This window comes from Agrobacterium sp. Ap1 (genome assembly GCF_017313375.1).
Taxonomy (GTDB): Bacteria; Pseudomonadota; Alphaproteobacteria; order Rhizobiales; family Rhizobiaceae; genus Neorhizobium; species Neorhizobium cellulosilyticum.
Window position 1 is genome coordinate 501,521 of sequence record NZ_JAFLMY010000003.1, and the last position, 26,411, is coordinate 527,931.

Here is a 26,411-nt window from a genome sequence, read left to right on the forward strand (position 1 = left end):
GTGGGCGTAATTATTATAAAACATCGATATTGTTGAGAAATATGGTTGCGAAGGTGACGCAGGTCAATGTTTCGCACCGACCCGCGCCCTAGCGTCCGGGCAGCTTTTGGGGAATCCTATCTGCACATGACATATTTTGCCTTCCTCTCCGCTGTTCTTGCGCTTCTGCTGGCGCCGGGGCCGACGAATACGCTGATGGGCATTGCCGGCGCGCGCGGCGGCCTTGGCGCCTCGGCGAGGCTTCTGCCCGCGGAACTTGCCGGTTACCTGACGGCGATCCTGCCGCTGACATGGTTGGGCGCGGAACTTCTCGCCCGTTTTCCTTCCGCTTCCGTCGCATTGAAAGTGGTTGCGGCTGTGTGGGTCATGTTCCTGGCAGTCAGGCTCTGGCGCATGCCGGGCGATGCGCAAAACGGCAGCGGCGTGACCGCTAGCCGTGTCTATCTCACCACCGTGCTCAACCCCAAAGCCCTGATTTTCGGCCTCGTGCTTTTACCGTCCCCCGCCGACAGTCAGTTCCTGCCGCGCCTTTTCGCCTTCTGCATCATGGTCATGGTCGTTGCCATGCTGTGGGGTGGCTTCGGCCGGCTGACCCAGGCGGGTGATGGCGGCAACAGGCGGTTGCTGCTGGTCCAGCGTGCGGCCTCCATCTGGCTGGCTGTCGTATCCGTGACGCTGATTACCGGCGTGTTGCGAGCCTAGAGCACTTCCGCTTTTCTTCGAAACGCGAAACCGCTCTATCTCTTCATTTTACCGCAATTCCGGACGCAAAACCGGTTCCCATTTTTGCTGGAATTGCTTTAGCCGAAACGGCTGGGCGAAAACGCTGTAAGATCCATGGCGGGTGACTGATCCTGCAGGAGATCCGCCACGAGCCTTGCCGTGCCTGCCGATTGGGTGAGGCCGAGATGGCCGTGGCCGAAGGCGTAGACGACGTTCGCAGTCGCCTTGGCCCGGCCGATTGCCGGCAGGCTGTCCGGCATGGACGGCCGAAAGCCCATCCACTGTACGCCGCCTTCGGTTTTCAGGCCCGGCAGAAAGCTCTTCGCCTTTTTCAGCATCGCTTCCGAGCGCGCGTAGTTCGGCGGCAATGACAGCCCGCCGAGCTCCACCGCGCCACCGACACGGATGCCGCTGGTCAGGCGGGTGACGACAAAGCCATGGCCGCCGAATGTGACCTGCGTGCGCAGGTCGAGCGCATCTGAGGGGAGGGTGGTGTTGTAGCCCCGCTCGGTCTCGAGCGGTATGTTTTCACCAAGTGTGCGCGCAATGCGATGCGAGAATGCGCCGGCCGCAAGCACGACCTTGCCGGCCAAGCGTGCAACATCGCCGGCAAGCACGATCTCGACGCCATCCGAAACCGGGCGCAAAGCCTTGACCTCGGCAATCTCGACGACGCCACCGCGGGCGCGAAAATTCTCGGCAAGCACCAGCGTGTAGAGTTTCGGATCGGCGATCGAATACCAGCCGGGCGTGAACGTGCCGCGGATGAAGCGGGGCGCGATCCCCGGCTGGATACCGGCCATCTCGGCGGCATCCATGTGCTGGAACTCGATACCGTGCTCTTCGCGTGCTTCCCAGCCGGGCAGCGAGGTGCGGAATTCTGCATCGCTTTCATAGACCTGCAGATTGCCTTCCTTGCGCAGCATGGAAAGCGTGTCGGTGGCCGACAGGAAGGGCTCGAGCTCGGCCTTGGAAAGATCCATCAGTGCCGTCTGGGCGCTGGTCGAATGCGCCACGCGCGAGGCCGAACAGGCGCGCCAGAAGCGGAACATCCAAGGCGCGATGTTGAGTGCATAAGCGGGCGGAATGGAAAGCGGCCCAAGCGGATCGAGCAGCCATTTCGGCGCTTTTTTCAGGATGCCGGGGGAGGCAAGCGGGAGGATATCGGTAAAGGCGAAAGCGCCTGCATTGCCCGCCGAAGCGCCCGCCGCCGGACCCTCCCGGTCGATGACCGTAACGTTGAAACCGCGCATCTGCGCAGCGATGGCGACGGAAAGGCCGACGACCCCCGCCCCGATGACGACTATATCCGACCTTGCCATTTCCCTGATCGTCCCAACCTCACGCGGCCGTTTGCGGCTTCGCGCATCTTCCCCTTGTTATGTGACAAAGCCCTCCTTGTGGGAGGGCTTTGCGTGTTCGAATATCAGGCCTTGCAGGTCTGAACTGCGCCGGGCAGCTTGCTCCAGTCGGCATACCAGCTGTCGAAGAGTTTCAGCTGTGCCTCGACATAACCGCGCTGGCTGTCGGAAAGCACGTCGGTCTCGATGAAGTTGAGCGAGAACTCCTTGTTCCCCTTCAACACCATCATGTGCTTGAAATAGAGCACCAGATCCGGGCCTTCGTCGAAGGAGGAGAGCACGCCGAGCGCCTCTTCCAGCTCCTTGGCGCGAACGCGCGCATCCGCATCGCCCTTGGCGGCAGCCTGGGCGAGATTGCAAAGATGCAGCACTTCCTTCGGCAGAACATTGCCGATGCCGGTGATGGCGCCGGTTGCGCCGCAATTGACATAACCGTGGTAGACGGCGGTATCGACACCGATCATCAGCGTCACGTCGTCGTCACGGCTGGTGATGTTTTCGGCCGCATAACGCATGTCTTCCGGACCACCGAATTCCTTGAAGCCGACAAGGTTCGGATGTTCTGCGCGCAGCGCGAAGAACAGGTCGGCGCGGGTGGCAAAGCCGTAATAGGGGCTGTTGTAGATGACCGCCGGAAGATCCGGAGCCGCCGACAAGATCGCCTTGAAATGCGCCTTCTGGGCGGAAATCACCGAACCGCGCGAAAGGACGCGCGGGATGACCATCAACCCTTGAGCGCCAACCTTCTGGGCGTGCGCGGCAAGGGCAACGGCCGAAGCGGAGTTGATCGCGCCGGTGCCGACGATGACCGGAATGCCGGCCTTCACCAGGCGCTCGACGCCTTCCATGCGCTGCGCGTCCGTCAGAAGCGGCCAGTCACCCATCGAGCCGCAATAGACGACGGCGGACATGCCCGCTTCGATCAGCTCCTTGCCCTTGGCAACCAGCGCGTCGAAATCCGGCGTGCGGTCGCTTTTGCAGGGGGTCATCAGTGCCGGTACGACGCCGGAGAAAATCTTCGATTTCATCTTGCAAATCCTCGATATCAAAACGGCCGGCGGAGACGATCCCTAGCCCTTGGATAGAGAGAATACTCCTTCCATTTTCTTTGTCGACAAAAAAAATACAAGATGTCAAAGATCAATATCGAGGCGGTCGTTGCGGGTAAGAAGCCGGCCGATCTGTTCAACGATCTGCTCGCCATGCGCCTTGCCGAGACGGTCTGCCTCGGCCACGTCGCGTGCCTCGACGGCGGCGATGATTTCCTCGTGCTCATCGACATAACGCGGCGGCAGGCGATCCTCGTAGGACTGGTAATAGAGGCGCAGCATGCGCCGTCCCTCGCCGAGCAGCCGGTCGAAGAAGCTGGCGTAATAGGCATTGCGGCCGGCAGCAGCGATGGCCGAATGAAAATCGGCATTGGTGGCGATCATCGCCAGCGCATCCTGCGCCGCCACCGCCGCGCTGAACTCTGCCTGTCGCTCGCGGATGAGAAGAAGATCGTCCGCCCTGTGATGCTGCGCCGCCAGCCGGGTGGTGACGCGGTACATAAGCACAAGCGCATCGAAATAGGCGGGCATGCCGAGAAAATCGATATTCGACACCATGGTCGATCTGTTCGGCAGGGTCTCGATCAGCCCTTCGCCGGCAAGCCGCACCAAAGCCTCGCGGATCGGCGTGCGCGACATGCCGAAACGCGCTGCGAGTTGAACCTCGTCGATCGCGCTGCCGGGCGAAAGCTTCAGGTCGAGAATTTCGTCGCGCAACAGATCATAGACCAGTTTGACCCCGGAGCCGCGCTTGCGTTCCGTAATCTGGCTCGAATCGTCATGGGTCATTTGCGCCTCGCGTGTCGACATGATGTCTTTTCGTCTTAGCGTATTAGAAGGGGTGCGTTAAGCGAAAGGCGCGCGATCTTTGCGGCCTTTCCGACCGCCATGCCAGATTGCCACCTCGAGGCATGTAGCAGACCCTCATCAAACACGCAGGAAAGTTGATGCCGGGCAAATTGAGGCGCCTGCTTCTCTTGCCGTCCGCCAGCAGGCAGGCCCGAAAACTCGCCGTTCCAACGTTTTTGAGTCCACAGTGACATGGAATATTTTTTAGGACAGTTTGCCGAGTAGTTTAAGGCGCAGGCCTAGAACGCGTGTGTACGTGAAAGCGTCCGTGGGTTGGAATCCACCTTGTCTTCCATTTATAGATCGAGTGTCGTTCTTCGAGGCAGTTCTTGCGGTCGTTGCGTGCGAGAAGGCGTGGCCGTCCTAGTGACCGATTGCAGACGCGACCTGCAAGAGCGTCAAGACCATTCAGCGCAATCTGCGAGCTTGAGATCAATGACTGGTGAGATCCGGTGGGGAAATGGCATCGGGCACAACACGGAATATCGCCCCCTGGAACATCGAATTTACACGCATCTGAGGCACGCGAAAAGACGGACAAAGTTTCCCCCTCTATCCGTGCAAAGCCGGTCAAATGTGGCCGATGAAGGGGGGCAGATATGCCCACCAAACTCAAAGAAAGAGAAATATATAACCTAACCTGCGCGAGGCTGCCCCGCCACGCATTCAGCTACATCGAGCCATCCCGCAAATTTGGCTCGGCCGATATGGCTTTCCTTCGCTTGAGTGGTTGAACGGACGGACGTTAAAAGCAGTCAAGTCCGGTTATGCCTTGCCGGACTGCTGGCCGCCGGGAGCCACAGGTCGAGGAATGAGGCCACTTAACGTCGAACAACCGATAAACTTTGGTGACTTTCCTAAAGGAGGGGCTTCGCGAATGAGGCGGGTGACCGTGTTACGCGTTCAAGACGAATTTCTTGAGATAGCGCTCCAACAAAAGTCCAACTGTAACACTGAGCAGGCACCACGCAATGAGATACGTTTCGCTGAAATATTGTGTAGGGTAACCGATGTAGTATGCGCTTCTCATCCACGCGACGGCATGGAAAACAGGATTGAAAGAACACAAGTACAGTACTTTCTCCGGAGCGGTATGGAGATAAATTGGGCCGCCGGAAGTTACGTACACTAAGGCCATAGATATAGAGTAAATCATTGAGAAAATGGGGATAATCGAGGAAATAACGCTCGCTACAATTCCGACCCCTATAGCCAGAATAGCCGTGAAGACCATTGCGATGAGCGCTTGTGCAGGAAAAGCCGGGTAGGGGTCCGACCCAACACTTAGTAGGATCACAAACATCACGACGATCGAAATCATGATACTAACCATCTCGAGAAAGCTTCTTGAGAGAACGATATCGAGGAGGTGGACGGCAGGGAATGAGAGCATTCCTTTATTGGCAACTATAGAGACTGCCATGAACCTGGAAATGTACGTAAACGTCAAAGCAGGAACGAGACCTGTAGCAAAGAACAACAGAAGATCCTCGCCGAATACAGCTGTTCTTGATGTAAATGTGTAGATAGTTAACAGTATCAGAGCGTGAGCAACGGGCATCAGTGGAGGGATGAGGAAGCCGAGCCCATGGTTAAAAAAACGGCTTCTAATGTCCCGCATGATTACTGCGTTCATCACATTCAACATGCGCTTGAAAGCGATCGCGTTAGTTGTAACCATGGGTTTGAAGGCCTTATTGGGATCGGAGTTGCGTCAAGGTCACTGGTAGCGCCAGTGGTCGTCATTCTATTGGGTCGTCCTGTGATCCGTCTACATATAGGAGACGCCTACCATTGATCGGGTCCGGTTCAGACATTTTGATCCGTTTTGGTACGTATCGGCCGTGCTCAACTGTAAGAAGGACACCCACGGTTTCGTTCTCTGTCATGCTTGCGGAGACTTCGAACCCGTCATATATCTTGTTCCCTATATGGCGAAATTGCATTGACAGCCCGCCCTGCAGCTCTGTGTCAGTTGCATTGCTTAGTTTGCTTTTCAGGATTGCCATGGGCGCGGACTTTGAGAATGCGCCCAAGCCAATACCAAATGTAATCTCACCGCCGTCGCCGTGAGTGTTGCTTCCTGCATTTATCCGGAGGTCCTGGATAAGCAAAGCATCGTTGCCGCCAGAGTTGAAATGTCTAGGCGGGGAGTTGCGCGCGAGGATCGCCTCGCCACGATGAAAGCTGCCCCTCACGAAAACCTGGTTCCCATCAACTAGATCGAAGATAGCCCCATCGTCTCCAAGGAACACCGGTGTATCTATGATAACTTGTGAATGGCTCCGGACTGCGATACGCGCTTTTGAGTGAAGCACATTTTGAAGAAGTGGACGGTCTATAAGGATCAGTCCGTGCACATCTTCGCTGACCTCTACCATATTGTCTGATGCTCGGAAATTCTGGTCAATAGGCGTCACTCGTAGGTTATCGCTATCCGCACCTCTTATCAAAATCAGGCGTTCTCCGTAACCGCTGGCCGTTACAGTCACACTGCCATTCCGGGCGTCTTTGAGCTGTGCCGCTGCCCAAAGAGGAGAGTGATGACCTGAGGAATGATCTAGAGAAAAATCAAAGCGACTTGCACCGTCCACGTAAAGACCAACTCCTCGGTTCAAAAAACGCATTCGCGAAACTCTAAGCGCCTCACACTTCCTTTCAGATGATGGCTTAAAGGTGATGTGGTTAGAGAGATTGCCGCCATCTAGATCGCCAACGTACCAATAATTTCCTTCGACAACTACGCAGCCACGGAATTCGGGACCGGCCACAGCGAAAGCGCAATCAAAGGTTGCAATTTCGATGTCATTCAGATTAGTCCAGACCGGCGGGAAATAGTCGAAGTCGCAAACTACCCGCTCAAGCGACCCCCAATTTCCCGTTCCCACTTCAGTGCCACTGTCTGCCCACAGGACTTGAGCGACACGGGCCTTTTGGAGGTTGCTATGGCGCCCTGTTTCCAGTCGCCCGCTGAATGCACCAGTCGGTGGATGTGATTGATCGGCTCTTTCTGTAGTTCTCAGCAATCTTCCGGCGTAGCCGTACGCGCGAAGGTCCAATTCGCAACCAAAAATACCTTGTATGCAAATGGCTTCTTGGCCGCCGTCACGTGCAACGTTCGCGGACTCAAGATAGTTTGCACGATAAGGACGATCAGCTTCCCAGCCGTCAAATATTCCACCTTCTAGCATCGTAGCGTTAATGCGGATGTCAAAGCCGTTAACAAAAGTCAAAACAGTCATTGCAGAGGGATCGGTAGTTATCGATCCTGCAAAATTGAGTGTCACATGACGCCTACCTCGTAGATCTATTACTGCGGAAGTGGATGCTCGATAGCGTCCTGGAGGTAGATGTATCTCGCAGCCATCACCCACCGTGGACAACGCCGCTTCGACTGCTGCCTTTATCGCCGGAATGACATCTGTACCGAACTGTTCCCCATGGAAGTCTGGTACGGCTCCGAAATCCAAACAAGAGATCGCCGTACTACTGGCAGGGGTGGCTCTCGCTCCACCGTTTCGGGTCGCCGGATCCATACTAGTTTGGGGCTGCGGAGAATCACCATCAAGCAAAAATGGCGACAGATTTTCAGTGCGTAGCAGGGTGGAACAATTTATCACAGAAGCGCTGCTTGCAGCCCCTAAGGTGCGCTGGAAGAAGTCTCGTCGTTTCATGCCATCTCCTGCGAAGTCGTCGAGCTTTCAGGCCATTTGTCACAACGTGAACGAGCTGTTGCTCTTGTGGTTTCTGCTTGACTGATTGAGGCCCATAACGCTCTAAGCGGTTCGATGTTTAAAACTACCAGAGAGATTTTCTAATGCGCGCAATAATGAAGAGGATTCGCCGAGCCAAGAGTGCGATCGCAGCTTTAAGCGGCAAGTCTGGTATTTCGAGGGCATCATCCTCTAGACAAATTCCAAGTGCAGTTTCAGCTGATGATATCAGGACGGTAAGTCCCTATTTTGACGTGAGATTTTATCTCGCGCGCAACCCAGATGTCGAAGCTGCCGGAGTAGACCCTGTCACTCACTATCTTAGTCGAGGATGGCAGGAGGGTCGTGATCCATCGCCGGATTTCTCAACTCGGTACTACTTGAACGCGTATCCTGACATCGCAGAGTACAATCTGAGCCCCTTCATTCATTATATCATTGCTGGGAAAAAAGAAGGCCGACGGGGCCAGCCGGACGGAGCGATTCCATTAGCTTACAGCAAGCATGCGGCTTCTGCTGATGCGCAATTACGCACGATTTCAAGTCTTAGACAAGTTGTAACCCCTCCCTCTCTGATCGCTCCTAAGTCCTCCGGACAGTTGAGCATACATTGGGTCATTCCCGATTTCACTCGCGGCGGCGGTGGACACATGACAATATTCCGCATGGTGCATTTGCTCGAAGCGTTGGGTCACAAATGCACTATTTGGATCTTAGATAACGTATTCCACGCCACAGCCGCCGAGGCCTACGACGATATAGTGAAGTATTTCCAGTGCGTTGGAGCGGAAGTTAAAATAGCTGAGAAAGGTATTGTCGATGGAAGTGGTGATGCGCTGATAGCCACCGGGTGGAATACTGCCTTCACTGTAGCAGCCGCCCAGAACTTCAATGCAAAATTCTATTTTGTACAGGATCACGAGCCGGAGTTTTATGCAACCGGTGCTGAGAGCATCTTGGCTCGACGCACTTACGAGCTAGATCTCGCGTGCATATGCGCAGGCAAATGGCTCCAGAATTTGATGTCTGACAAGTACAATCGGTGGTCTAGAAGCTTCGATTTGGCATATGATCCCGAAATATACTTTGATGACAAATCTGTTGTTAGAGTGGGTGATCGTGAGAAAATAAAGATTGCGGTTTATTCGCGTTCATTTACCACGCGTCGCTGTGTAAATATGGCACTTGTGGCTTTGGAGCTGCTCGCGGAAGAACGTGATGATTTTGAAGTGCATTTCTTCGGCCAGGAACAGCTTCCATTCAATGAGGCGAATTATCAAGCTTGGAATCATGGCATCCTAGATAGCCGAGCTCTAGCAGCGCTCTACAATCAATGCGACGTCGGGATATGTTTCTCAGCCACGAACTACTCATTGGTGCCGCAGGAAATGATGGCTTGCGGGCTACCCGTTATTGAACTGGATGGCGACAGCACTCGAGCGATATTTCCGCCTGACGTTGTTACGCTCGCAGACCCGCTGCCCAGCGCCATCAAGGACGCCGTAGCTGAACTGTTGGAGTCTCCTATCAAGCGAGAACAGCAGTCTATTCGAGCGCTCGAGTGGGTCGGGCACCTCAGATGGGAGAAGTCCGCTCAAGCTGTCGAAGACGCAATTTATGAGAGGTTGGGGGCCTCTGCAGTCGACGTTAATAGGGCAATGAAAAGTGTTCTCGACGTGGTAATTCCGACATTTAATGGCTTAAGCGAGGTGAAAAAGGTTATCGATGCCCTCCGAGATCAAACCCTTTATTCCCGAATGAAAATCTATTGCGTCGACTCCAGTTCTAATGACGGAACGGCTGAGTGGCTCGCACAGCAAGACGACATTATCCTCCATTCAATTCCGCAAAGCGAATTCCAGCACGGCCGCACTCGGAATTTGGGCGCCTCATTAGGGACAAGCCCATACATCGCGTTTCTAACGCAAGATGCAATTCCGGCGACGACTTACTGGGCGAACGATGTGTACCAGATGATGGAGCATTTCCCATCTGCCGCAGGGCTATTTGGTCGCCATCTGCCATATCCTGACCATCCCACATACATTCAAGATGAAATCACGAATCACTTCGAAGGGTTCGAAAAGTACCCGTTGATTGTGAGCAAGTTTACAAACGCTGAGAAATGGGAGTCAGGTGACAAAGGATGGCGACAAATCCTCCATTTCTACAGCGACAACAATTCCTGCATGAGGCGCTCAATCTGGAGAGAAATGCCGTATCCCGAAGTTGACTATGGCGAAGATCAGGTATGGGCGCAGTCGATTATAGAAGCCGGACATAGCAAAATTTACGCACCGACGGCTACTGTTTACCATTCGCACGACTTCGACGAGATAGAGACCTATAAAAGGGCCTCGACCGAATCCTACTTCTTCTACAAGCATTTCGGCTACGAACTGGCCGCTTCGAACGAAGAGGAGGTTCGTCGAGTGATCGATAATGAACAAAAAGCCTTCCAAAATTCCGCGGCCTTGTATGGGCTGGATGCCAAAGAGCGAGAAATGCGGCGTTTGGTGATCTCGGCGAAGCATCGCGGGTTGTACGAGGGGTTGATGAAAGCGAAAGCTACGGAGTGAGGTGGGCTTTCCCGAAAACCTAGTTGTAGGTAGAGGTCTACCTTATAGTTTGAGAGAGGGCGTTGGACGTTGAGCGTTTTTTTTGAAGAGACGAAAAGCAATGGCGTCCCGCTGAGGTACTCTCAGACGCCATTGTCACATATCCCGATTGATGAGTTGCGGCTTCTCGTTAATGATCTCAATAATCTGTCTGATCGGTTGGGTTGTGTAGTGTTCGAAGGCGACGGAAGTTGTGAGACAGACCTCATAGTTTTCGCGGGGAATCTTGAGCGCTTTTCGATGCTGTCAGTCGCTCGATCACTTGGATCTCGCGTCTTTTATTTTCAGGACACGTTGAGCTGGTGGTATGGAGGGTCAGAACTTCTTCCTGATATTGAGGGCATTGCAAAGTTCCTGCTCGAACATGTGGTAAGTCGGCGATGCTTGGCATTTGGTCAATCATCAGGGGGGTACGCTGCTCTAGCAATCGGGGCCTTAATACCCCATTGTGACGTGCTCGCATGCTCGCCGCAGACATTTCACGACAAAGACATGAAGGGAAAATTCAACATCAGTCGAGAACTGAATGTACAGAGCACGCCCGACTATATTCTTGATATTGCTGATCTGTACAATAGGGTAGATCGCACCGGTGCCGCGGCAGCTATTTTTTCAGCTTCAGAGTACGGAAATCCCAATACCAGTCACTTTTGGATGGATCACTTGCATCTAGCTCATCTAACTCGGGCTCGAGACGTTGAAATATTTGTTGCAGGTTCAAACAACCATTCGATAGTCTTCCGTCGGGCGTCCCTGTTCGCAGATTGTTTACAAAGGATGCTCTGTTGCGCCGGATCGAATGCGGCAGCACGGATGTCGATTATCACTCATGTTGTGCAAGCAATTCAGGATGTAGAGTTACCAGAGGAATGATTGCTGATTTCGCGCACTCCACTTTATCTGCATTCGGGTTCGGTACGTTCGGATGCGCGACTACCTTCGCCGCTCCACTTGTCGCAGAGCTTCGTTCTCTTGGCTTAATTGCATTTGAGGCCGAGGCCGACGAGACATACGATTATGTACTAGTAGATCGTGTACCCACACGCGCCGACGAGATGCTAAGTCTGCGGAAACAGGCTTTGAAAGGGTGGGTCGTCGTCACGCGATCCCAAGATGAATGCCGATCTGTCCTTAAATTAGCATACACTTGCGGCTTTCGTCTGCATCCACGGGCGAGTGCCTATGATCTTTTCTCCCGACGATATGATCTTTACTTTTGCGTTTTAGCCATCGCGAATGAGCCAGAGCTTCTTGTCGAAAATGCAGAAGAGATAGCATCCCTCTTATCGAATATCGTCAAATTAGCACCTATTCGTCCGCGCATTCTTGTCGTGGGGGACAGCGCACCCATTTTTGGCAGGATACTGAAAGACAATATTCTTGGGCCAAGTATATTATATTTGGATACAATCGAGGAAAAGACGGCTGTAGATTTTGTTGTGTTTGTCTCTGATCTACAGAGGATCCGGCAGCTGAGTCAAAATATACTGCCGAAATACGGTGACTTGTTGCTACCGGGTGGCAGGCTCTGGGTGCTAATACGGTCCGAGGCTGACATGGAATTTGGGTGTGAGCGGGCCGCGTTGGAATTGGGTGACAGCAACCTCATCCCAGAGTTACTTGTTGTTCCGGATCAGCGCCAAGCGCATGAAATCAACTCTAGGTGGATGCGTTACAAGCTTTCGGATCAACGCTATTGGGTTGCAGGTTGGCAGGCGCTTAGTTACATGTGCCTGCCCGCCGTTCCTGAGACACAATCAACGTTCGATGGATTCTCCTTATTGGATAGTCATGATCAAGGCGGTGCTAATCAGGACCCATCCTTACTCAAGTCGATGATATCTGTGGATACTCGCCTGGCGAACGTCGATGAGCTTGAGCAACTGACTGCAAGCGTCATGGGTTCAAACCGGTCTGACGTCGACGTGGCAGCCGCTCTGTGTGTAAAGCTCTACATAATGTTGAGTAGAGGGGCCGACATAGATGAGTTTTCCCCTATGGAGGATTTATGCCGCCCCTTCTTGATGATTGCTGACGACGCTTCGCCGCTTCGCGTCCGGTGGTCTGTTTCGCTCAATTATGTTATAGGATTGTTTCATCAACGTTTCGGACATTCCACTGTTGCGCGCGGATTTTTCGAGCGATGCGGACGTAGTCCATTCAGTCGTCACTCGCCGACGTTGGCAACAAAAACTATTTCAGCCTGCCAGCAGGTGGCCTTCGATTGTCTATCGAATGACGACGCCGTTGGCGCACGACAATGGCTCGATAATGGCTTGAAGCAGTCGTTATGCGCGCTCGCCGCCGCAGGGAACTATGATAGGGCGGAGTTGCCGATTTATCTTCTGCCCGAAATCGCGCATGTTGCGTCTCTCGGCGCTCAATGTAAGGGAGCTCTTGACGCATTAGAAATGAATGGCATCTCGCCTATGATAATCGATAGCATGGAGTGTGACCTTGCATCGCAGCTAAAACTGTATGCCACATTAGGTGCCGCGCTAAGATCACTTATCGATAAAAAAGAAAACGGCCTGAATAGCGCAGTCCTGTGATTGGTTATGTTCGTGATTGCAGAAAAACGCCACGCATTGGAGTCTACGTTGGACGGTTTTTGCGCCGTGCTTCATTCAGCCTCTCATGGCTGTCGAGGTTCAAGACTGAGCGAGCTGTGTCTGTCAACATGCCGCTTATTTTAGGATGCTTCGGCCCTTGTTCCGGCCTTGGCAATAAAGTGATGAAGGATCAAGTCTGCTTCTAGAAGGTGACCGACACGAGAATTTGCACGAAGTGTCTCTGCAATTTTAAGGATGAATTCGGATGCACCCCGCATCGGTATATCGTCTGACGAAATAGCTAGCGCGTCCGCTATTAGTTTAGGATATGAGGCGAGGTCGTTGCCGCTGTCGAAGACATCAAACTGAGAGAGTACATCCAGCGCCTTCGGAATATCATTCAGGCCAGCAACATCCGACGGGGTAGAGCCAACAAGCTGTTGGGTGAGCGGCGAAGAAAGCAGCGCCAGAATATGTTTCGGCGCCGAAGCAAGCGCCCGATTGAGAACCTGCTCGTTTTGAATATCAATATCATCGAAATACTCTACAACCGGTTTAAATAGGACCTTATCGCGTGGCGATATAAATCGAAATCCAGATTTTCTTAGCCGACTGAAGACCGCTAACCTTGCTGCTAATTCAACGTAGGGATTCTGAACCGATATCATTGAAACTTCGATATTGTAATTAATATAAGTCCAGAAGTTTTTAACCATAAGTCGACCAGAAACATAAACTGATGGCTGATGGATAATTTCAAGCATCTGTCTAACGGTTTCAAAACCGTAGTGCTCTGCCCTGTCTGCATAGAATTGAAAACGTGGTCGCAAGGCAAAATCAATTTCGTTATGGGGCACTATCGAGGTCTCAACTCGTAGGACTTTTTTAGGCAAGAATTGTCCGGGTTGCGCGCGTCGGTAGAAGACCAATTCACTGATAGGGTCGGAAAGCTCGACCTGTGGCGCAGCGCTCATTCCAGGAACATTTTCATCCGTCAGGATAAAACCCACATTTCCTGTTTCGTGGAAGCCCTGCTTCCGTGCTCCGTCAATATATACCCACGTGGGAAGGTCCGTGGTCGCTTCTGCTCCGTTCAGTCTCACGCGAACGACAGGAGTCGACGAGAAGCCATCGGGGACAAGATAACCGTGTATCTCAGTTCCAATATCGTGATACACACAAAAATTCATATCGGCCATTCTGCTCGTGACAATCAGTCTGCGCTCTTTACCAAAATATCGTAGCGCTCGCAAAATCTTATAACTCTCCGAGTGCGCCGAAAATTTGATCAGTGTTCTGTCCCCGGCTTTTGAGCGTCCTACAAGATTCGTAGTCACGATGAGAAGGTTATGGGTTCTCTCTCTAGTTTCACAACCAAGGAGAGTGTTGTGTTTCGCGATATTCCATTAAGTTGATTGAATTTTTCTTGTCGCCGATAGATGGGTTTCTCGCACGGGTGAATGGCATGTGAAACTAATCGACACTTGAAAGGCGGAGAAGTTGAAGGCGTCTGGTATTGGCAGAAAAGTTCGGTCCTGGTTTCTTCGTAAAAAGGCCCCAAAGAGTGAGCTCGAGCGGCGAGTAGATCAACTCAAGTATTTCACGTCGTATAAAGATACAAAGTCAGAGCCGCCGTACTCTAGTGTGAATCTTGAGCGTTTACGCATCACTTGGATTATTCCAGATTTTGTCGCTGGCGCTGGGGGGCATATGACGATATTTCGGATCGCAAGTTACCTAGAAAAATTTGGGCATCAAGTCGAGTTCCTGGTTCAAAATCCGACGGTACATCGATCGGGCGAAGATGCAAAAAAGACTATCAACGATCACTTTCAGCCGTTCTCGGGCGAAGTCAGGCTCTTTAGCAACCAAACACCCGACGCAGAAGGGGACGCCCTGATCGCCACAGATCGATTTACATGTTATCCGGTTAGGGCGATGGGAGGCTTTGTTCGTCGATTTTACTTTGTCCAGGATTTCGAGCCAGCTTTTTACCCATCTGGACCAGAATCTCTTCTGACCGAGGCAACGTATCATTTCGACTTTGACTGTTTGTGCGCCGGAGATTGGCTGCATGAGAAAATGTCGTGTAAGTATGGACGATGGTCTGTATCGTGGCCTCTGGCTTACGACAAAGCCGTATACAATCTAACGTCAGGTCTTACTGAACGCCCCCCTGCTCGTATCGCGTTCTATGCGCGATACGCCACGCCAAGACGCGCAGTTGAGTTGGGATACATGGCGCTAGAAATCCTTCAGCAGCGCGGGGTTGATTTTGAGGTGGAGTTCTTTGGTTGGGACCTCGGCCCAATTACCCCGACTTTCCGTTATCGTGATAGAGGGATTTTGTCCGCAATTGAACTCGCTACACTCTATCGGACATCGACCATCGGAGTGGTGTTTTCGGTGACAAACCACTCCCTCGTGAACAAAGAAATGATGGCGTGCGGCCTGCCGGTGGTCGACCTCAATTTGGAAACTGTACGCTCAATCTTTTCGAAGGATATAATGAAGTTTGCCGATCCTACCCCAGAAGGCATTGCGGATGCGATTGAGGAGTTGCTTAGAGATCCATCTGCGCGGAATCAACTCTCATCTCGAGGCTCAGACTATGTCGAACGCTTTACGTGGGAGAGGTCAGCACGTATTGTGGAGTCTGCTTTGAAAGAGCGAGTTGCTGTCTACGCTGGTCATAGGGCTAAGTGATGGCGTCCTGCCGGGCTGCTGTAGTTATACCGACGAAGAATGCATTGCGCATCCTGCCCAAGGTGCTAGGTAAGGTTCTGAACCAAAAGACAAGCTGGCCTTTCGAGGTTACCGTCATCGATTCAGGCTCGAAGGATGGAACTGCTGATTACGTCCGGAGCTTAGGTGGGATTAGGCTCGTCGAAATACCTTCTGCTGATTTTGGACACGGCAAGACCCGTAATCTCGGCGTTGCACTTTCAAACGCTGAGTTCGTAGCATTTTTGACCCACGATGCAGAGCCGGTAGACGAATACTGGTTGGCGAATCTGGTTGAAGCCGCGGAACAAGACTCTTCCATAGCAGGCGTTTTTGGTCGGCATGTCGCATACCCGTCAGCGTCCCCCTTTACTAAACATGACTTAGAGCGACATTTTGATAGATTTCTTTCCTATCCCCTTGTCGTGTCGCGCTACAGTGACCCTACGCGGTATAATTGCGATAAAGGTTGGCGGCAATTTCTGCACTTTTACTCAGATAATAACTCCTTAATCCGGAAATCGGTCTGGAATTGTCACCCCTATCCCGACGTGGAGTTTGCTGAAGACCAGATATGGGCTAAGTCTGTAATTGAGGCTGGCTACAGCAAAGCGTACGCACCCAAGGCAACAGTCTATCATTCGCATGACTATTCCACTATTGAGCAACTTAGGCGTGCATACGACGAATCTCGTAATTTCTCGATTTATTTCGGCTACGAACTAAGCCGCAATCCGATTAAAGCTACCAGAACTGCAGGGCGACTTGCCGTCAGAGCATTTCGGCAAACATTAGACGACCGTTATGGTGAAATAAGGCTAATGGATCGGTTCCGTCGAGCGAGCCAACAAATTGCCTTAGTCGCTGGGCACTGTCTCGGTGCTAACCACCAGAGGTTACCTCGTTCTCTTCTGCCGTACCTTTCGCAAGATTGCAGGCTCTACCGGTCATAATCTCTTGTTTGATGTCTTTCGAATGCTCCAAATTCAACGTAAACAGACTGACCTGAAATCCTGATTTTGCGACGCAAGCCTTGATTAGGCCATAAGAATCATTAAACCGAGGCCCTGTGGTGGGTAGAAAATGCGGCGAACGTGACTGGGCGCATGTCCTGTAATTAGAGGAAATAATCGGCGTTTTGCGAGCGTATTCCGGCGTGCTGGTCGAGCTCGGCCAATAATCAACTATTTAAAAATGCGATGAGAACCTGCTATGAGCCTGCAAATTGGTCATGACCCGTCTACGCTCGTAGCGAGACCACTCGATGCAAGCGACGTTCAACCTTCGCAATCAGGCGTCATCTCGCGTGTTCTCGGCAAGATTTTCAGCAAGCCTAATTCGTTCCTCATTTTCGTTGTCCTGCCGAGCGTTGCTGCGGCAATCTACTACTCTATGATCGCAAGCAATCAGTATGTTACTGAGACAAGGATGATAGTTCGAACCATCGGCGTAAGCGAAAAGTTCGATACATCAGAAACGCGCGAAGGCCGGTCGATGATCGGAGGAGACTCCTTAACGCAAGACTCTTACATCGTTGCAAACTATTTAAAGTCGCCCGAGATTGTCCGAAAACTTCAATCGGAAATCAATCTACGGAGCTTTTATGCGGGGACATCCGCTGACCCGCTATCTCGGCTTGCAGAAGATGCATCTTTCGAAGATCTTTTTCGTTACTGGAAAAGCCAAGTCGATACCTATGTTGATGGCCCTTCTGGGATTATCGTGTTCACCGTGAGGGCATTCTCTGCGGAAAGTTCTGTTCTCATCACCAATGCTGCACTGCAATCCGCGAACCAAATGGTGGACAAGATCTCTGAGCGGGCAAAGACTGATCTGGTTGCTCGTGTCGAGGGAGATGTGACTGCAAGCCTAGCTGACTATCGATTGGCTCTAGACAACCTGCGCGACTATCAAAATAAGACTGGCATCTTCGATCCGCTATCGTCTGCCAAAATGCTAAGTGAGATCATCGGGAAGTTGACAGAGCAAAAGCTACAGTTGGCTGTGAGTCTGAGCTCTTTAGAAGCCGCGAATGCTTCTAATTCCGCACGAGCAAGGGAGTTGAAGCGTTCTATTGCCGCAATCGATGAGCAGATCGCCATTCGCCAGAATAGTATTGCTGGCGCACAAGAGGGCGGCGACCTTCAGTTATCAGCGAGCTTGACTGAGTTTTCACGGTTGGAGACCCGCCGAATCGTTGCTCAAGCAATCTATGAATCCAATGTGCGAAACCTAGATACTGCCAAATCGACGGCCCTTAGACGATCGACATTCATGTCAATCTTTTCTAACTCTAACTTGCCCGACGAGTCGGTGTATCCCGATCGCTTTTCCAATTGGGTTATCTTAACGATCGGCATGCTCTCGCTTTGGATGACTGCAACTCTGATCTGGATGTCCGTTGAGGATCATCGTGTATGATCACGCTCGATAAGGTGACTAAATATTATAAAACTGCTGGAAACCGACGCTACATATTACGTAATCAATCGATGCATTTCGCTGCTGGACAGTCCTACGGACTGCTTGGTGTGAACGGAGCTGGTAAATCGACGACGATGCGCCTGATCGCAGGAGCAGAACTTCCCAATATTGGTCGCATCAAACGGGATGTCCGTGTCTCTTGGCCCCTTGGTTTCACTAATGGACTTAATGGTTTCCTCAGTGGGAAAGAAAACCTAAAGTTTGTAGCTAGGGCTTACGGTGAGGATTTTAGACGCGTTCTTCAATTCGTAGCGGAATTCGCTGAGATAGGCAGCTATCTTAACGAGCCGCTCAGGACGTATTCCTCAGGTATGGCCGCACGATTTGCGTTCGGATTGTCAATGGCGATTGAGTTTGATTGCTATCTTGTGGATGAGATTACAGCTGTCGGCGACTCAAATTTTCAACGCCGCTGTCGCGAAGCTTTCAGGGCGCGGAGAGAGAAATCGGACGTTATTATTATCTCTCACGATATGGAAACAATCAAAGATTATTGTGATGTGGCAATAGTGCTTATCGATGGTCAAATGGTACAATTCGACAATGTCGAAGATGGAATAGCAACATATATGCGCCTTAATCGCTGATGGCGTGGCGGAGATCTTGTTGGACAATCTCGTAAAAGATAACGATCAGTTGACTGACGTCAAGGCTAGAACAGTGCAGGAGCGGCGCCAAAGGATGGCCGCTGCTCTTAGCTCTTACGCGCGCGCGTTGACTTTTGAGAATCGCAGCCGTCGTAATCTTTATCGGCTTGCTGGCCTCGCGCCTCGAACACGCGACAGGCTGTTTTCCATCATGCTAATGGTAATTGTTGGTGTTACGCTGGTTTTGCCAATGCTCGGTAGCATCGGATACTATGCATTCCTCGCCAGCCCCGGTTACGCATCTCAGGTCCGGTTCATTGTACGCTCGTCGACCCCGCTCTTGTCCCGTGACCGATACTCCAGCAATGCAGTGGAGCCAAAGGAGAAAATCGTTCAAGACACCGCGATTCTCCTGAATTATCTCCAAAGCCCAGCCATTATCCAAGACATGCAAAAACATGTTGATCTGCACACTTTGTTTGGTGCTGAGAGGATTGATTTCTTATCGCGATTGCCGACGGAGTCTACCCAAGATGATTTGCTCAACTATTGGGAGAAGCACGCATCGACGTATGTGAACACGAAGAGCGGCATAGTGGAACTTGAGATTACTGCTTACACGCCGCAACAAGCACACGACCTTGTTCAGCTTGTGTTACGACTCGCAGAAGAACGCGTGAACAAACTTAGCTCCGCCATGTGGGATGATTTACGCGTATCAACGCAGGCAGACGTCGACCGCGCGACTCAAGAAGTAGCGGATTTACGCGGTAAGATTCGCGACACGCAGAACCAAACAGGTGTGTTTGATGTCGATATGTCGGCGCGACAGCTTGCGTCGGTACTTACGGCTATAGAAACTAACATAGCTGAACTAAGAAGTAGGCGGATAGCACTCGGCGATGCCGTTTCCAGCCGTGCGCCGCAGGCAGCGGACCTTGATCGTAGAATCGCTGCAGCGGAAGAGCAGTCACAGAAACTTCGCGCCCAAATTGCCGGCTCATCATCCAACGGAGATGTCAATCTTGCCGGCTACTCAACGGTTTTCGATACGCTCAAGCTTGATCTGTCTATGGCAGAGAAGCGATTGACTGCTGCCCTGAAAGACCTCGAAAAGGTGAAATTGGTGAGTTCACTACAGTTGGTATATGTGGACAATTTTATAGAGCCAACAATGCCGGACAGTAACAAGTACCCAAATATTCCGCTTTCGCTCTTTCTCAGCCTCATAGCTTGTCTAGGGGTCTGTGCCTTTGTTTGTGGCATTCTTGTCATGATACGCAAGCAGCTGGACTGAGCTAACGCATTTGGCTCATTTCTATAAATGACGTGGTCACATAGCCGGGCATGCTTGGCAAAGGCTGAGATAGAAAACCAGTAGAGAAAACTCTTCGAGGTTCAGGTTCCCTTTCAGGTAAATTCTGCTGATGTCTAATTCGAAGCAAAAAAGCACGCATTTGGGCAACCATCGAGGAGGTTGCATCAGGGTTAGGTTTAAGAACAATGGTGTACGATGGCCAAGCGGAGTCAGGTTAGGCTTCGTGCGAGAAGAGCGTACACCCGCTTTAATTGTGCGTTCGCCGAGAATAATGAAAAATGGCTCTGCCGATCTATTTTGTTGGATTCCACGCGGTTCGAAATCACTTCATTTGGTCAATTCGGATGGAGAAGTCTACAACGGCAGCGACGTGTCGATCTACAGTATCCGAAAGGCGTGCCGAGCTGAACTTGCGTTCCGCGTAGCTTTTCGCTCTCCTAAGAAGTTTATTTCTATATGTAAGCTGATCTTTGGCAGCAATCGGAAGGGGGCCGCTTTCCGCTTTGCAAGGGTAGTAGATGAACTCAACTCCTTACCGTATGCCGAGTGGCTATCGATGCACAAAGGAGCAGCGAGTGCAGCTTTCAATCGTTCAACGGATCTGACAGCGTCGGTACTTGTTACAATTCAACCAGGGCCTGCATCAAAGATGGAGGTAACGAAAAGATCCTTGCATCGCCAGTCAGTAGACCGTTGGAAAATTGTTGATCGGGCGGCGCTCAAGGTTTCGGCCGGTCGGCCGGAGAGCCTTCTGTGGCTCAGCCTTCCCGCGGGCGCAGTACTTGAGGAAGGTGCAATCGGGCAGCTGATTCAGTCTTTCACGTCGCCGCAGGTGGCGGCCGTATATTGCGACGAAGATCAGATCGACTCTCGTGGGCGTCGTCACAGGCCGTTCCTCAAACCCGCATGGAGTCCTCTGCTGGCCGATTCTGGCTGGCTGCCGCTTGAGGGCGCTGTGGTAAGGCTTTCAGCCGTTCCGGATAATGTCGATCTCATGTCTGCGACGGTCAGTGAGGTCGTCCGCGAGATTGCTTTGTCCGAACAGCAGACGATCCTCCATATTCCGCTTGTACTGTTGTCGGTTCCAGCGAAGCGAATATTGGAGACACCGAGTGTTCCGAAGTCTATCGGATCCTCGACCTACTCTGGGGAGGTCACGGTGATCATTCCGACTAGAGATAGAATGGATCTTCTGTCTGCTTGTCTAAGAGGGTTGCAAGATCGTACAACCGGTGTCTCGCTTGATGTGATCATCATCGATAATGATAGTGAGGAGGAGGACACGCGTGCCTATCTGAAGGAAGTCGAAAGACGTGGTTTCGCCAGGGTCGTGCCGATGCCTGGTGATTTCAATTTTTCACGAGCATGCAACCTCGGCGTATCTGAAGCCCGTAGCGAATTGGTTTTATTGCTCAACAATGACGTTGATCCGATTGAGTCTGATTGGCTGTTTCAGATGTGCTTGGAGCTTCAGAATCCCACAGTTGGCGCAGTTGGGGCCTACCTTCTTTATCCCGATGGCCTTGTCCAACATGCTGGTGTTACCTTAGGTGCAGGATCCGTAGCACGCCACAGTTTCGCGTTTATCGATCCATCATCCGGAGAGGATCGGGGATTACTTCAACAGAGACGCGATGTGTCGGCTGTAACTGCCGCCTGCCTTCTTACAACGAAGTCTCTTTGGCGAGCCGTGAATGGAATGGACGAACAAAGCCTTGCTGTCGCTTTTAATGATGTAGACTATTGTCTCAAGCTCAGGCGGATGAACAAGCGCATCATCTGGACGCCACACGCCAAGCTCTGGCACCGTGAATCAGTTTCGCGCGGGCGCGACAACACGGCAGCCAAACTGATAAGATTTGCAGGCGAAGAAGCTACGATGCATGGTCGATGGGGCAAGCGCTTGCTGTCGGATCCTTTCCATAATCCAAACCTTTCATTGGTTGCTGAGGATTTTGTGCTTGAAGCCTTCCCGTCAGACCTCGCCGCGAGGACATCGAAATGGCGATGAGCCCGATCTGGATCACCTGACTCTGAAATAGCCGACCATGTTCGCTAGGCGCTTAGGGCTTATGGACGTATCCCACATAAAGTGGCATCCTTGTCATGGTGTGTGATCCAATCCTCTTGAAGGAGATCTGGTTGTGCCAGTCAAATGATGACACGTTAGTAAGCATACAGTGATGACCGCAGATCATGCCGCTTGAACATCGACGGTCTGCGGTCTCCAATTAATTCCACGGAAGCAGTTGCTCCATACTGATAATCGGCGTGTCCGCGATGTGGGCAAGAACGTCGGTAAGCCACCTTGGGGATCGATGTCCTTGATTTTGCCGTCTTGATCAATGCGGCCATGAAGGCTACACGATCTGCACCGCGGTCTGATCCGGCGAAGAGTCACGATTTTCTGCCAAGTGCGAAGCCTCGCTCGTCCCCATTATTAGCAATGCAAATTCTGCTATCCCACAGGACTAACGTGAAGCCATCCAGTGGTGAGCATGTAGTCGATCGCCCCTGCAGCCGGAGAACTGCGTGAGAGCTTTGCCCACTCGGTTAGAAGCCAAGCGTGCAGATCATCGACGAGCGGCAGGCCTCCCCTACGACGACGTTCCAGGCGTTGACTGGCCGTAAGCCAGTTGATCTCCCGCTCGATATCGAACAAGCGGTCGATTCGTTTGACGGCTTCGAGCGCCACAGGCAAGATCGGCGCGGCGTTCTTTCCACGCTTTGCGTTCCCGCAATATCGGCGAGCACGAAGAATTCGCCCCGCGAGTGTGCCCAACAGAGTGTCCACGTGAGCGGATCGGGATTGCGATCAACCTTGAACAGCGGATGGTAGCCGCCATAGGCGTCCGCCTGCAGAATGCCGGTGAAAGTCTTCATATGGCTCTCCGGATGCTCCTGCCGTCGATCGCGTGAGGCACAGTAAAGGCGGTCGGCGGTGAGAGCCTTCCGAACGGTCGATCGTCCCGGACATAGGTCCAGATGCGGCTCGTATCAGTCTTTCCCTTGGCTAGGATCGGCACCATCGTGTCGTCACCATGCAGACGTTCGGTATCAAGGGTATGCGCTTCGATCAGAGAGCGGAGTGGATTCAACGCCGAGGTGCATGCTCCAACCTCGTCGGCCAGTGTCGACAAGCTGAGGTCGATGCTCCCGCAGGCATAGCATTCGCTCTGACGGTTGAGTCGCTGGTGCTGGGTAAACTTCTCGAACATTATCATCGCCAGCAAGTTCAGCCCGGCAAAACCGCGGGTGTAACATGGAAGTGTGCGGGTAGCTGCGTGATCTTCTCACACTAGCGGCAGGTGAATTTCTCTCGCACCGTCCACTGACGCGGAATGACTTCCAAGGGTCTCGGTAACGTCTTCGCCAAGCTTCGACAGTTCGGCCGATCCACAACAGGCGCAATTGGCGGGAGCGGCGATAACGACGCGCTCGCGCGACAGATGTTCGGGAAAGGGCTTATGTGACGGACGCTTGCGTAGACGGCTGAAGCTTTGGCTGAGATCTCCGCCGGCAGTTCTTCTTCACCAACGCCCGCTTCAAGTTCTTCGAGATACAGTTCCATCTACTCTAGGGGCCACGCCTTACGCCCGGATCGGCTGCCGTAGAATTATGGCGGATCCTGTCGATCTCCAGCAGCCCTGCGATCAGCGCCTCGGAATGCGATACGAGTGCTCTTGTGCTGGCGGCTTCAGCCTTGGAGGTCGCCCTTCTGCTTCGGCTGCAACATGTCGAGCGCGTTCCTGGGCAGCAGTGCGAGGACACTGGCAAGGTCGTCTGGAAGCTCTTCGGTGGCATTGCTCATGACAGGAGGGAATCATATTCGACCTTGTCATTCCAGTGTTCTTGCTTATCCGGCCGACGTCGACCGCCAGAGCTTTTGCCGAATCCGCCAGTCGTTACTTTCCAGCAGATCACCGACTTGTGCGGGCGTGATCACCACTGTGCCATCGGCCGCTAATGGCTAGATGAAGCGTCCACGCTCCAGCGTCCTCGTAAACAGACAGGCGATCTGGCCGCCGCCTCGGTTACGGAATACGAGAAGTGTCCACACATCGGGTCGCGCTTCAGCGCCTCCTGCACCATCAACCACAGGCCGGGGAAGACTGTGCGCATATCGGTATGGCCTGTCTCCAGCCAGACCTTTCCCCCGCTCGGCGGCAGGATCATCATAGACCGAATACGCAATCGAGAATACGGCCAAGCGCTTCGGTATCGATGTCGCTATCCACGTGGCACCCCGACCCAGTTCGATCATTACATCGCTACGCTTCCGACGAGGATGGGATGATTTCGATCGGATGCTTCGTCATAGGACTATCCCTAGTTTTACCACTAGCACTTCCGACGTTCCGCTACCTCACAAAACGGCCTTCACCGTGGGCTTACCGAGAATAACCTAAGAGCGGAAAAGCGCTGACACTCATCAGCTTTTTTCTGCCCAGTTCTCACAACGCGCAATGCGTGCTAGGCATAAAACCTGCAATTATCTAACTGGAGGATAGATGGATGCAAAACAGCTTGGAAAGTTTGGTCAGTGAAAATAGCCTTCACTGGGGGGAGGAAGTCGCGGACGCTTACCATGCGGCGGCAGCTCGCGACATGAACTACCATTGGAAGACCTATATCGCCCCGATTCGTAAGCGCCACCCCATCGACTACACCAGTGTCGTGGATTTCGCCTGCGGCTACGGCCGAAATACGGACTACCTTATCCCGCTTTCAGACAAAATCCTAATGGTGGACGTGAATGAACACAACGTTGAGTACTGCCGTAGGAAGTACGAGAACAATGCCGATGTTTCGGTTGAACAGTGCAATGGATACGACCTCAGCAATATCGCAGATGCATCGCGCAGCTTTGTCTATACTTTCGATAGCATGGTCCACTTTCCGCTAGAGATTGTAAAAGCCTACGTCCCAGAATTCTACCGCATCCTTAAGCAGAGCGGTTACGCATTGGTTCATCACTCCAACTACACCAATGGCGGCCCCCATGCGGATTTTAAGAATAATCCGCACTGGCGCAATTACATGTCTTCCGAGATTTTCGGGCGGATCGCCAAATCTGCGGGCTTCGAAGTGGTAGAGCAGCAGATACACGCTTGGGGAGAGCCTGACTTGGACTGTATCACAATACTTAGAAAGCCATAGCGTCTGTAGCCTATCCTCGCCTATCATACAGTAGAAGCGGTTCCCAAAACATCGCTTTCGACTGGGGTACTATCGCCGTGCTGTAGTGCCCAGCCGGTATCATTCTTGGCATGGTGGCTATCGGCATCCTGTTCGGTCGCAGACATGGAGGTAATTTCAGGATAGTCACGCCAGCGTACTGAGAAGACTACCCTGAGGCGACCTTATTTGCACTCTATCGGTAGCGGGTCCAGGCTGCAGAGTTTCCGGAACGATCTTCGCGTTGAAGCCCTCCGGTGGATATCGGTGTAGGTCATGGCCTTCTAAAGGGCCAGTTTCCCGCATACGGCAACCACGTCTGTGCACAGTGTTTTCAATCGATTAGGCGAACGAGTTTCTTATAGCGATATAATGACTCTGGCACCCGAGCATCACAGGAAGCTGCCGATTTCCGGTATGCCATAGTGTCGCGGCATTGCGAACCGGTAGCGGGGCATCACCAGCAAATACTTTTTTGTTTCAGTCGGTTGCTCAAGCCGCGCCATTCGGCGTATCAGGGCTGCTAGGTCCTTATATCGCTATTGGCGAAATCCTTGGTGGGCAGGTCAGTCTTACGTCACAGTCAGGATTTATAGAATTACCTACCAATTCGAGCGCTTTACAAGCGAAACCAGGAAAGGGTAGGCAGAGGCTGGCTTACCAATGAGGACCGAATGCTGTTCAAGGCGCTTGCTATCCCTGACGTTGTTCTGATTGAACCGAAGAAGTTCGGCGACAGCCGCGGCTATTTCATGGAGACGTTCCGCCAGTCGCTGTTTGCCGAGCATGTCGGTGACTTCGAGTTCGTGCAGGACAACCAGTCGCTTTCGGCTGAAGTCGGCACGGTGCGTGGGCTGCATTTCCAGCTGGATCCGATGGCGCAGGGTAAGCTGGTGCGCTGCATCGCAGGCGCATTGCTCGACGTTGCAGTCGACATCCGAACCGGTTCACCGACCTATGGAAAGCATGTCGCGGTGGAACTGACGGCCGAGAACGGCAGGCAGCTTTGGGTACCGCCCGGTTTTGCCCACGGTTTCTGCACGCTCGCACCCAATACCGAGATCAGCTACAAGGTGACCAACTATTACAGCGCCGAACATGATCGTGGCCTGTTGTGGAACGATCCGGCGCTCGGCATCGATTGGCCGGTCGATGCAGATAAGGCAGCCCTTTCCGATAAGGACAGGAAGCAGCCGTCGCTGGCCGACCTTGGCACCGTCTTCACCTATTGAGGCATACCTGATCTTGCCCGGAC

Annotated in this window: 19 protein-coding genes and 1 pseudogene; 12 read left to right on the top strand and 8 right to left on the bottom strand. The window is 52.5% G+C overall.

The features are described 5' to 3' along the window. Positions 1-126 precede the first annotated feature (126 nt). Positions 127-702, top strand: coding sequence for a hypothetical protein (locus JZX87_RS08650; protein WP_206825084.1), 576 nt, complete (start codon positions 127-129; stop codon positions 700-702). Positions 703-800: 98 nt separating this feature from the next. Here the strand turns inward: JZX87_RS08650 and JZX87_RS08655 are convergent, their stop codons facing one another. The 5 genes from JZX87_RS08655 to JZX87_RS08675 form a co-directional block, all read right to left on the bottom strand. Continuing rightward, entirely contained in the window at positions 801-2,054 is a 1,254-nt protein-coding gene (locus tag JZX87_RS08655) for an NAD(P)/FAD-dependent oxidoreductase (protein ID WP_343062448.1), read from the bottom strand. A 95-nt stretch (positions 2,055-2,149) separates the two neighbouring features. Next, complete coding sequence (locus tag JZX87_RS08660) at positions 2,150-3,112, bottom strand: dihydrodipicolinate synthase family protein (protein ID WP_206825085.1); 963 nt, start codon at positions 3,110-3,112, stop codon at positions 2,150-2,152. Between the two features lie 105 nt (positions 3,113-3,217). After that, positions 3,218-3,922 carry a GntR family transcriptional regulator gene (locus JZX87_RS08665; RefSeq protein WP_206825135.1) on the bottom strand — a complete coding sequence of 235 codons (705 nt, stop codon included), beginning with the start codon at positions 3,920-3,922 and terminating at the stop codon, positions 3,218-3,220. A 955-nt stretch (positions 3,923-4,877) separates the two neighbouring features. After that, positions 4,878-5,618 carry an ABC transporter permease gene (locus JZX87_RS08670; RefSeq protein ID WP_206825086.1) on the bottom strand — a complete coding sequence of 247 codons (741 nt, stop codon included), beginning with the start codon at positions 5,616-5,618 and terminating at the stop codon, positions 4,878-4,880. 106 nt (positions 5,619-5,724) lie between these two features. Continuing rightward, positions 5,725-7,656, bottom strand: a complete 1,932-nt coding sequence (locus JZX87_RS08675) for a pectate lyase family protein (RefSeq protein WP_206825087.1) — start codon at positions 7,654-7,656, stop codon at positions 5,725-5,727. Between the two features lie 143 nt (positions 7,657-7,799). Here JZX87_RS08675 and JZX87_RS08680 point away from each other — a divergent pair, with 143 nt between their 5' ends. The 3 genes from JZX87_RS08680 to JZX87_RS08690 all read left to right on the top strand — a co-directional run bounded on the left by JZX87_RS08680 (position 7,800) and on the right by JZX87_RS08690 (position 12,865). Then, the gene (locus JZX87_RS08680; RefSeq protein WP_206825088.1) at positions 7,800-10,274 is read left to right on the top strand and encodes a rhamnosyltransferase WsaF family glycosyltransferase; all 2,475 of its coding nucleotides are present in this window, start codon (positions 7,800-7,802) and stop codon (positions 10,272-10,274) included. Between the two features lie 69 nt (positions 10,275-10,343). Then, positions 10,344-11,186, top strand: coding sequence for a hypothetical protein (locus tag JZX87_RS08685; protein WP_206825089.1), 843 nt, complete (start codon positions 10,344-10,346; stop codon positions 11,184-11,186). Then, positions 11,183-12,865, top strand: coding sequence for a hypothetical protein (locus JZX87_RS08690; protein ID WP_206825090.1), 1,683 nt, complete (start codon positions 11,183-11,185; stop codon positions 12,863-12,865). Before JZX87_RS08685 ends, JZX87_RS08690 begins: the two co-directional genes overlap by 4 nt. A gap of 140 nt (positions 12,866-13,005) precedes the next feature. Here the strand turns inward: JZX87_RS08690 and JZX87_RS08695 are convergent, their stop codons facing one another. Then, positions 13,006-14,064: a hypothetical protein gene (locus JZX87_RS08695; protein WP_206825091.1), complete on the bottom strand. Its 1,059-nt coding sequence runs from the start codon at positions 14,062-14,064 to the stop codon at positions 13,006-13,008. A 301-nt stretch (positions 14,065-14,365) separates the two neighbouring features. Between JZX87_RS08695 and JZX87_RS08700 the strand changes: the two genes are divergently transcribed. The 6 genes from JZX87_RS08700 to JZX87_RS08725 all read left to right on the top strand — a co-directional run bounded on the left by JZX87_RS08700 (position 14,366) and on the right by JZX87_RS08725 (position 21,989). Beyond that, the gene (locus JZX87_RS08700; protein ID WP_206825092.1) at positions 14,366-15,571 is read left to right on the top strand and encodes a glycosyltransferase family 4 protein; all 1,206 of its coding nucleotides are present in this window, start codon (positions 14,366-14,368) and stop codon (positions 15,569-15,571) included. Further along, a complete protein-coding gene (locus tag JZX87_RS08705; protein WP_286194223.1) occupies positions 15,571-16,542 on the top strand; it encodes a glycosyltransferase family 2 protein in 972 nt (323 codons plus the stop codon). The genes JZX87_RS08700 and JZX87_RS08705 overlap by 1 nt, the downstream gene beginning before the upstream one ends. A gap of 259 nt (positions 16,543-16,801) precedes the next feature. Continuing rightward, positions 16,802-18,010 (top strand): KpsE/RkpR family capsule polysaccharide export protein, encoded by a 1,209-nt coding sequence (locus JZX87_RS08710; RefSeq protein WP_206825094.1) that lies wholly within the window; start codon positions 16,802-16,804, stop codon positions 18,008-18,010. Beyond that, entirely contained in the window at positions 18,007-18,660 is a 654-nt protein-coding gene (locus tag JZX87_RS08715) for an ABC transporter ATP-binding protein (protein ID WP_206825095.1), read from the top strand. The genes JZX87_RS08710 and JZX87_RS08715 overlap by 4 nt, the downstream gene beginning before the upstream one ends. Positions 18,661-18,679: 19 nt before the next feature. Next, on the top strand, positions 18,680-19,957 hold the full coding sequence (locus tag JZX87_RS08720) for a KpsE/RkpR family capsule polysaccharide export protein (RefSeq protein WP_206825096.1): 1,278 nt from the start codon (positions 18,680-18,682) through the stop codon (positions 19,955-19,957). Positions 19,958-20,249: 292 nt separating this feature from the next. Continuing rightward, positions 20,250-21,989, top strand: a complete 1,740-nt coding sequence (locus JZX87_RS08725) for a glycosyltransferase family 2 protein (RefSeq protein ID WP_206825097.1) — start codon at positions 20,250-20,252, stop codon at positions 21,987-21,989. A 220-nt stretch (positions 21,990-22,209) separates the two neighbouring features. Here the strand turns inward: JZX87_RS08725 and tnpC are convergent. Further along, positions 22,210-23,789: pseudogene (gene tnpC / locus JZX87_RS08730) on the bottom strand (IS66 family transposase). Between the two features lie 152 nt (positions 23,790-23,941). Continuing rightward, a complete protein-coding gene (gene tnpB, locus JZX87_RS08735) occupies positions 23,942-24,157 on the bottom strand; it encodes an IS66 family insertion sequence element accessory protein TnpB (RefSeq protein ID WP_206825098.1) in 216 nt (71 codons plus the stop codon). A gap of 336 nt (positions 24,158-24,493) precedes the next feature. Between tnpB and JZX87_RS08740 the strand changes: the two genes are divergently transcribed. Both JZX87_RS08740 and rfbC read left to right on the top strand, forming a co-directional pair. Next, positions 24,494-25,138: a class I SAM-dependent methyltransferase gene (locus tag JZX87_RS08740; RefSeq protein WP_206825099.1), complete on the top strand. Its 645-nt coding sequence runs from the start codon at positions 24,494-24,496 to the stop codon at positions 25,136-25,138. Between the two features lie 692 nt (positions 25,139-25,830). Continuing rightward, a complete protein-coding gene (rfbC, locus tag JZX87_RS08745) occupies positions 25,831-26,388 on the top strand; it encodes a dTDP-4-dehydrorhamnose 3,5-epimerase (RefSeq protein ID WP_206825100.1) in 558 nt (185 codons plus the stop codon). Positions 26,389-26,411: the final 23 nt, after the last annotated feature.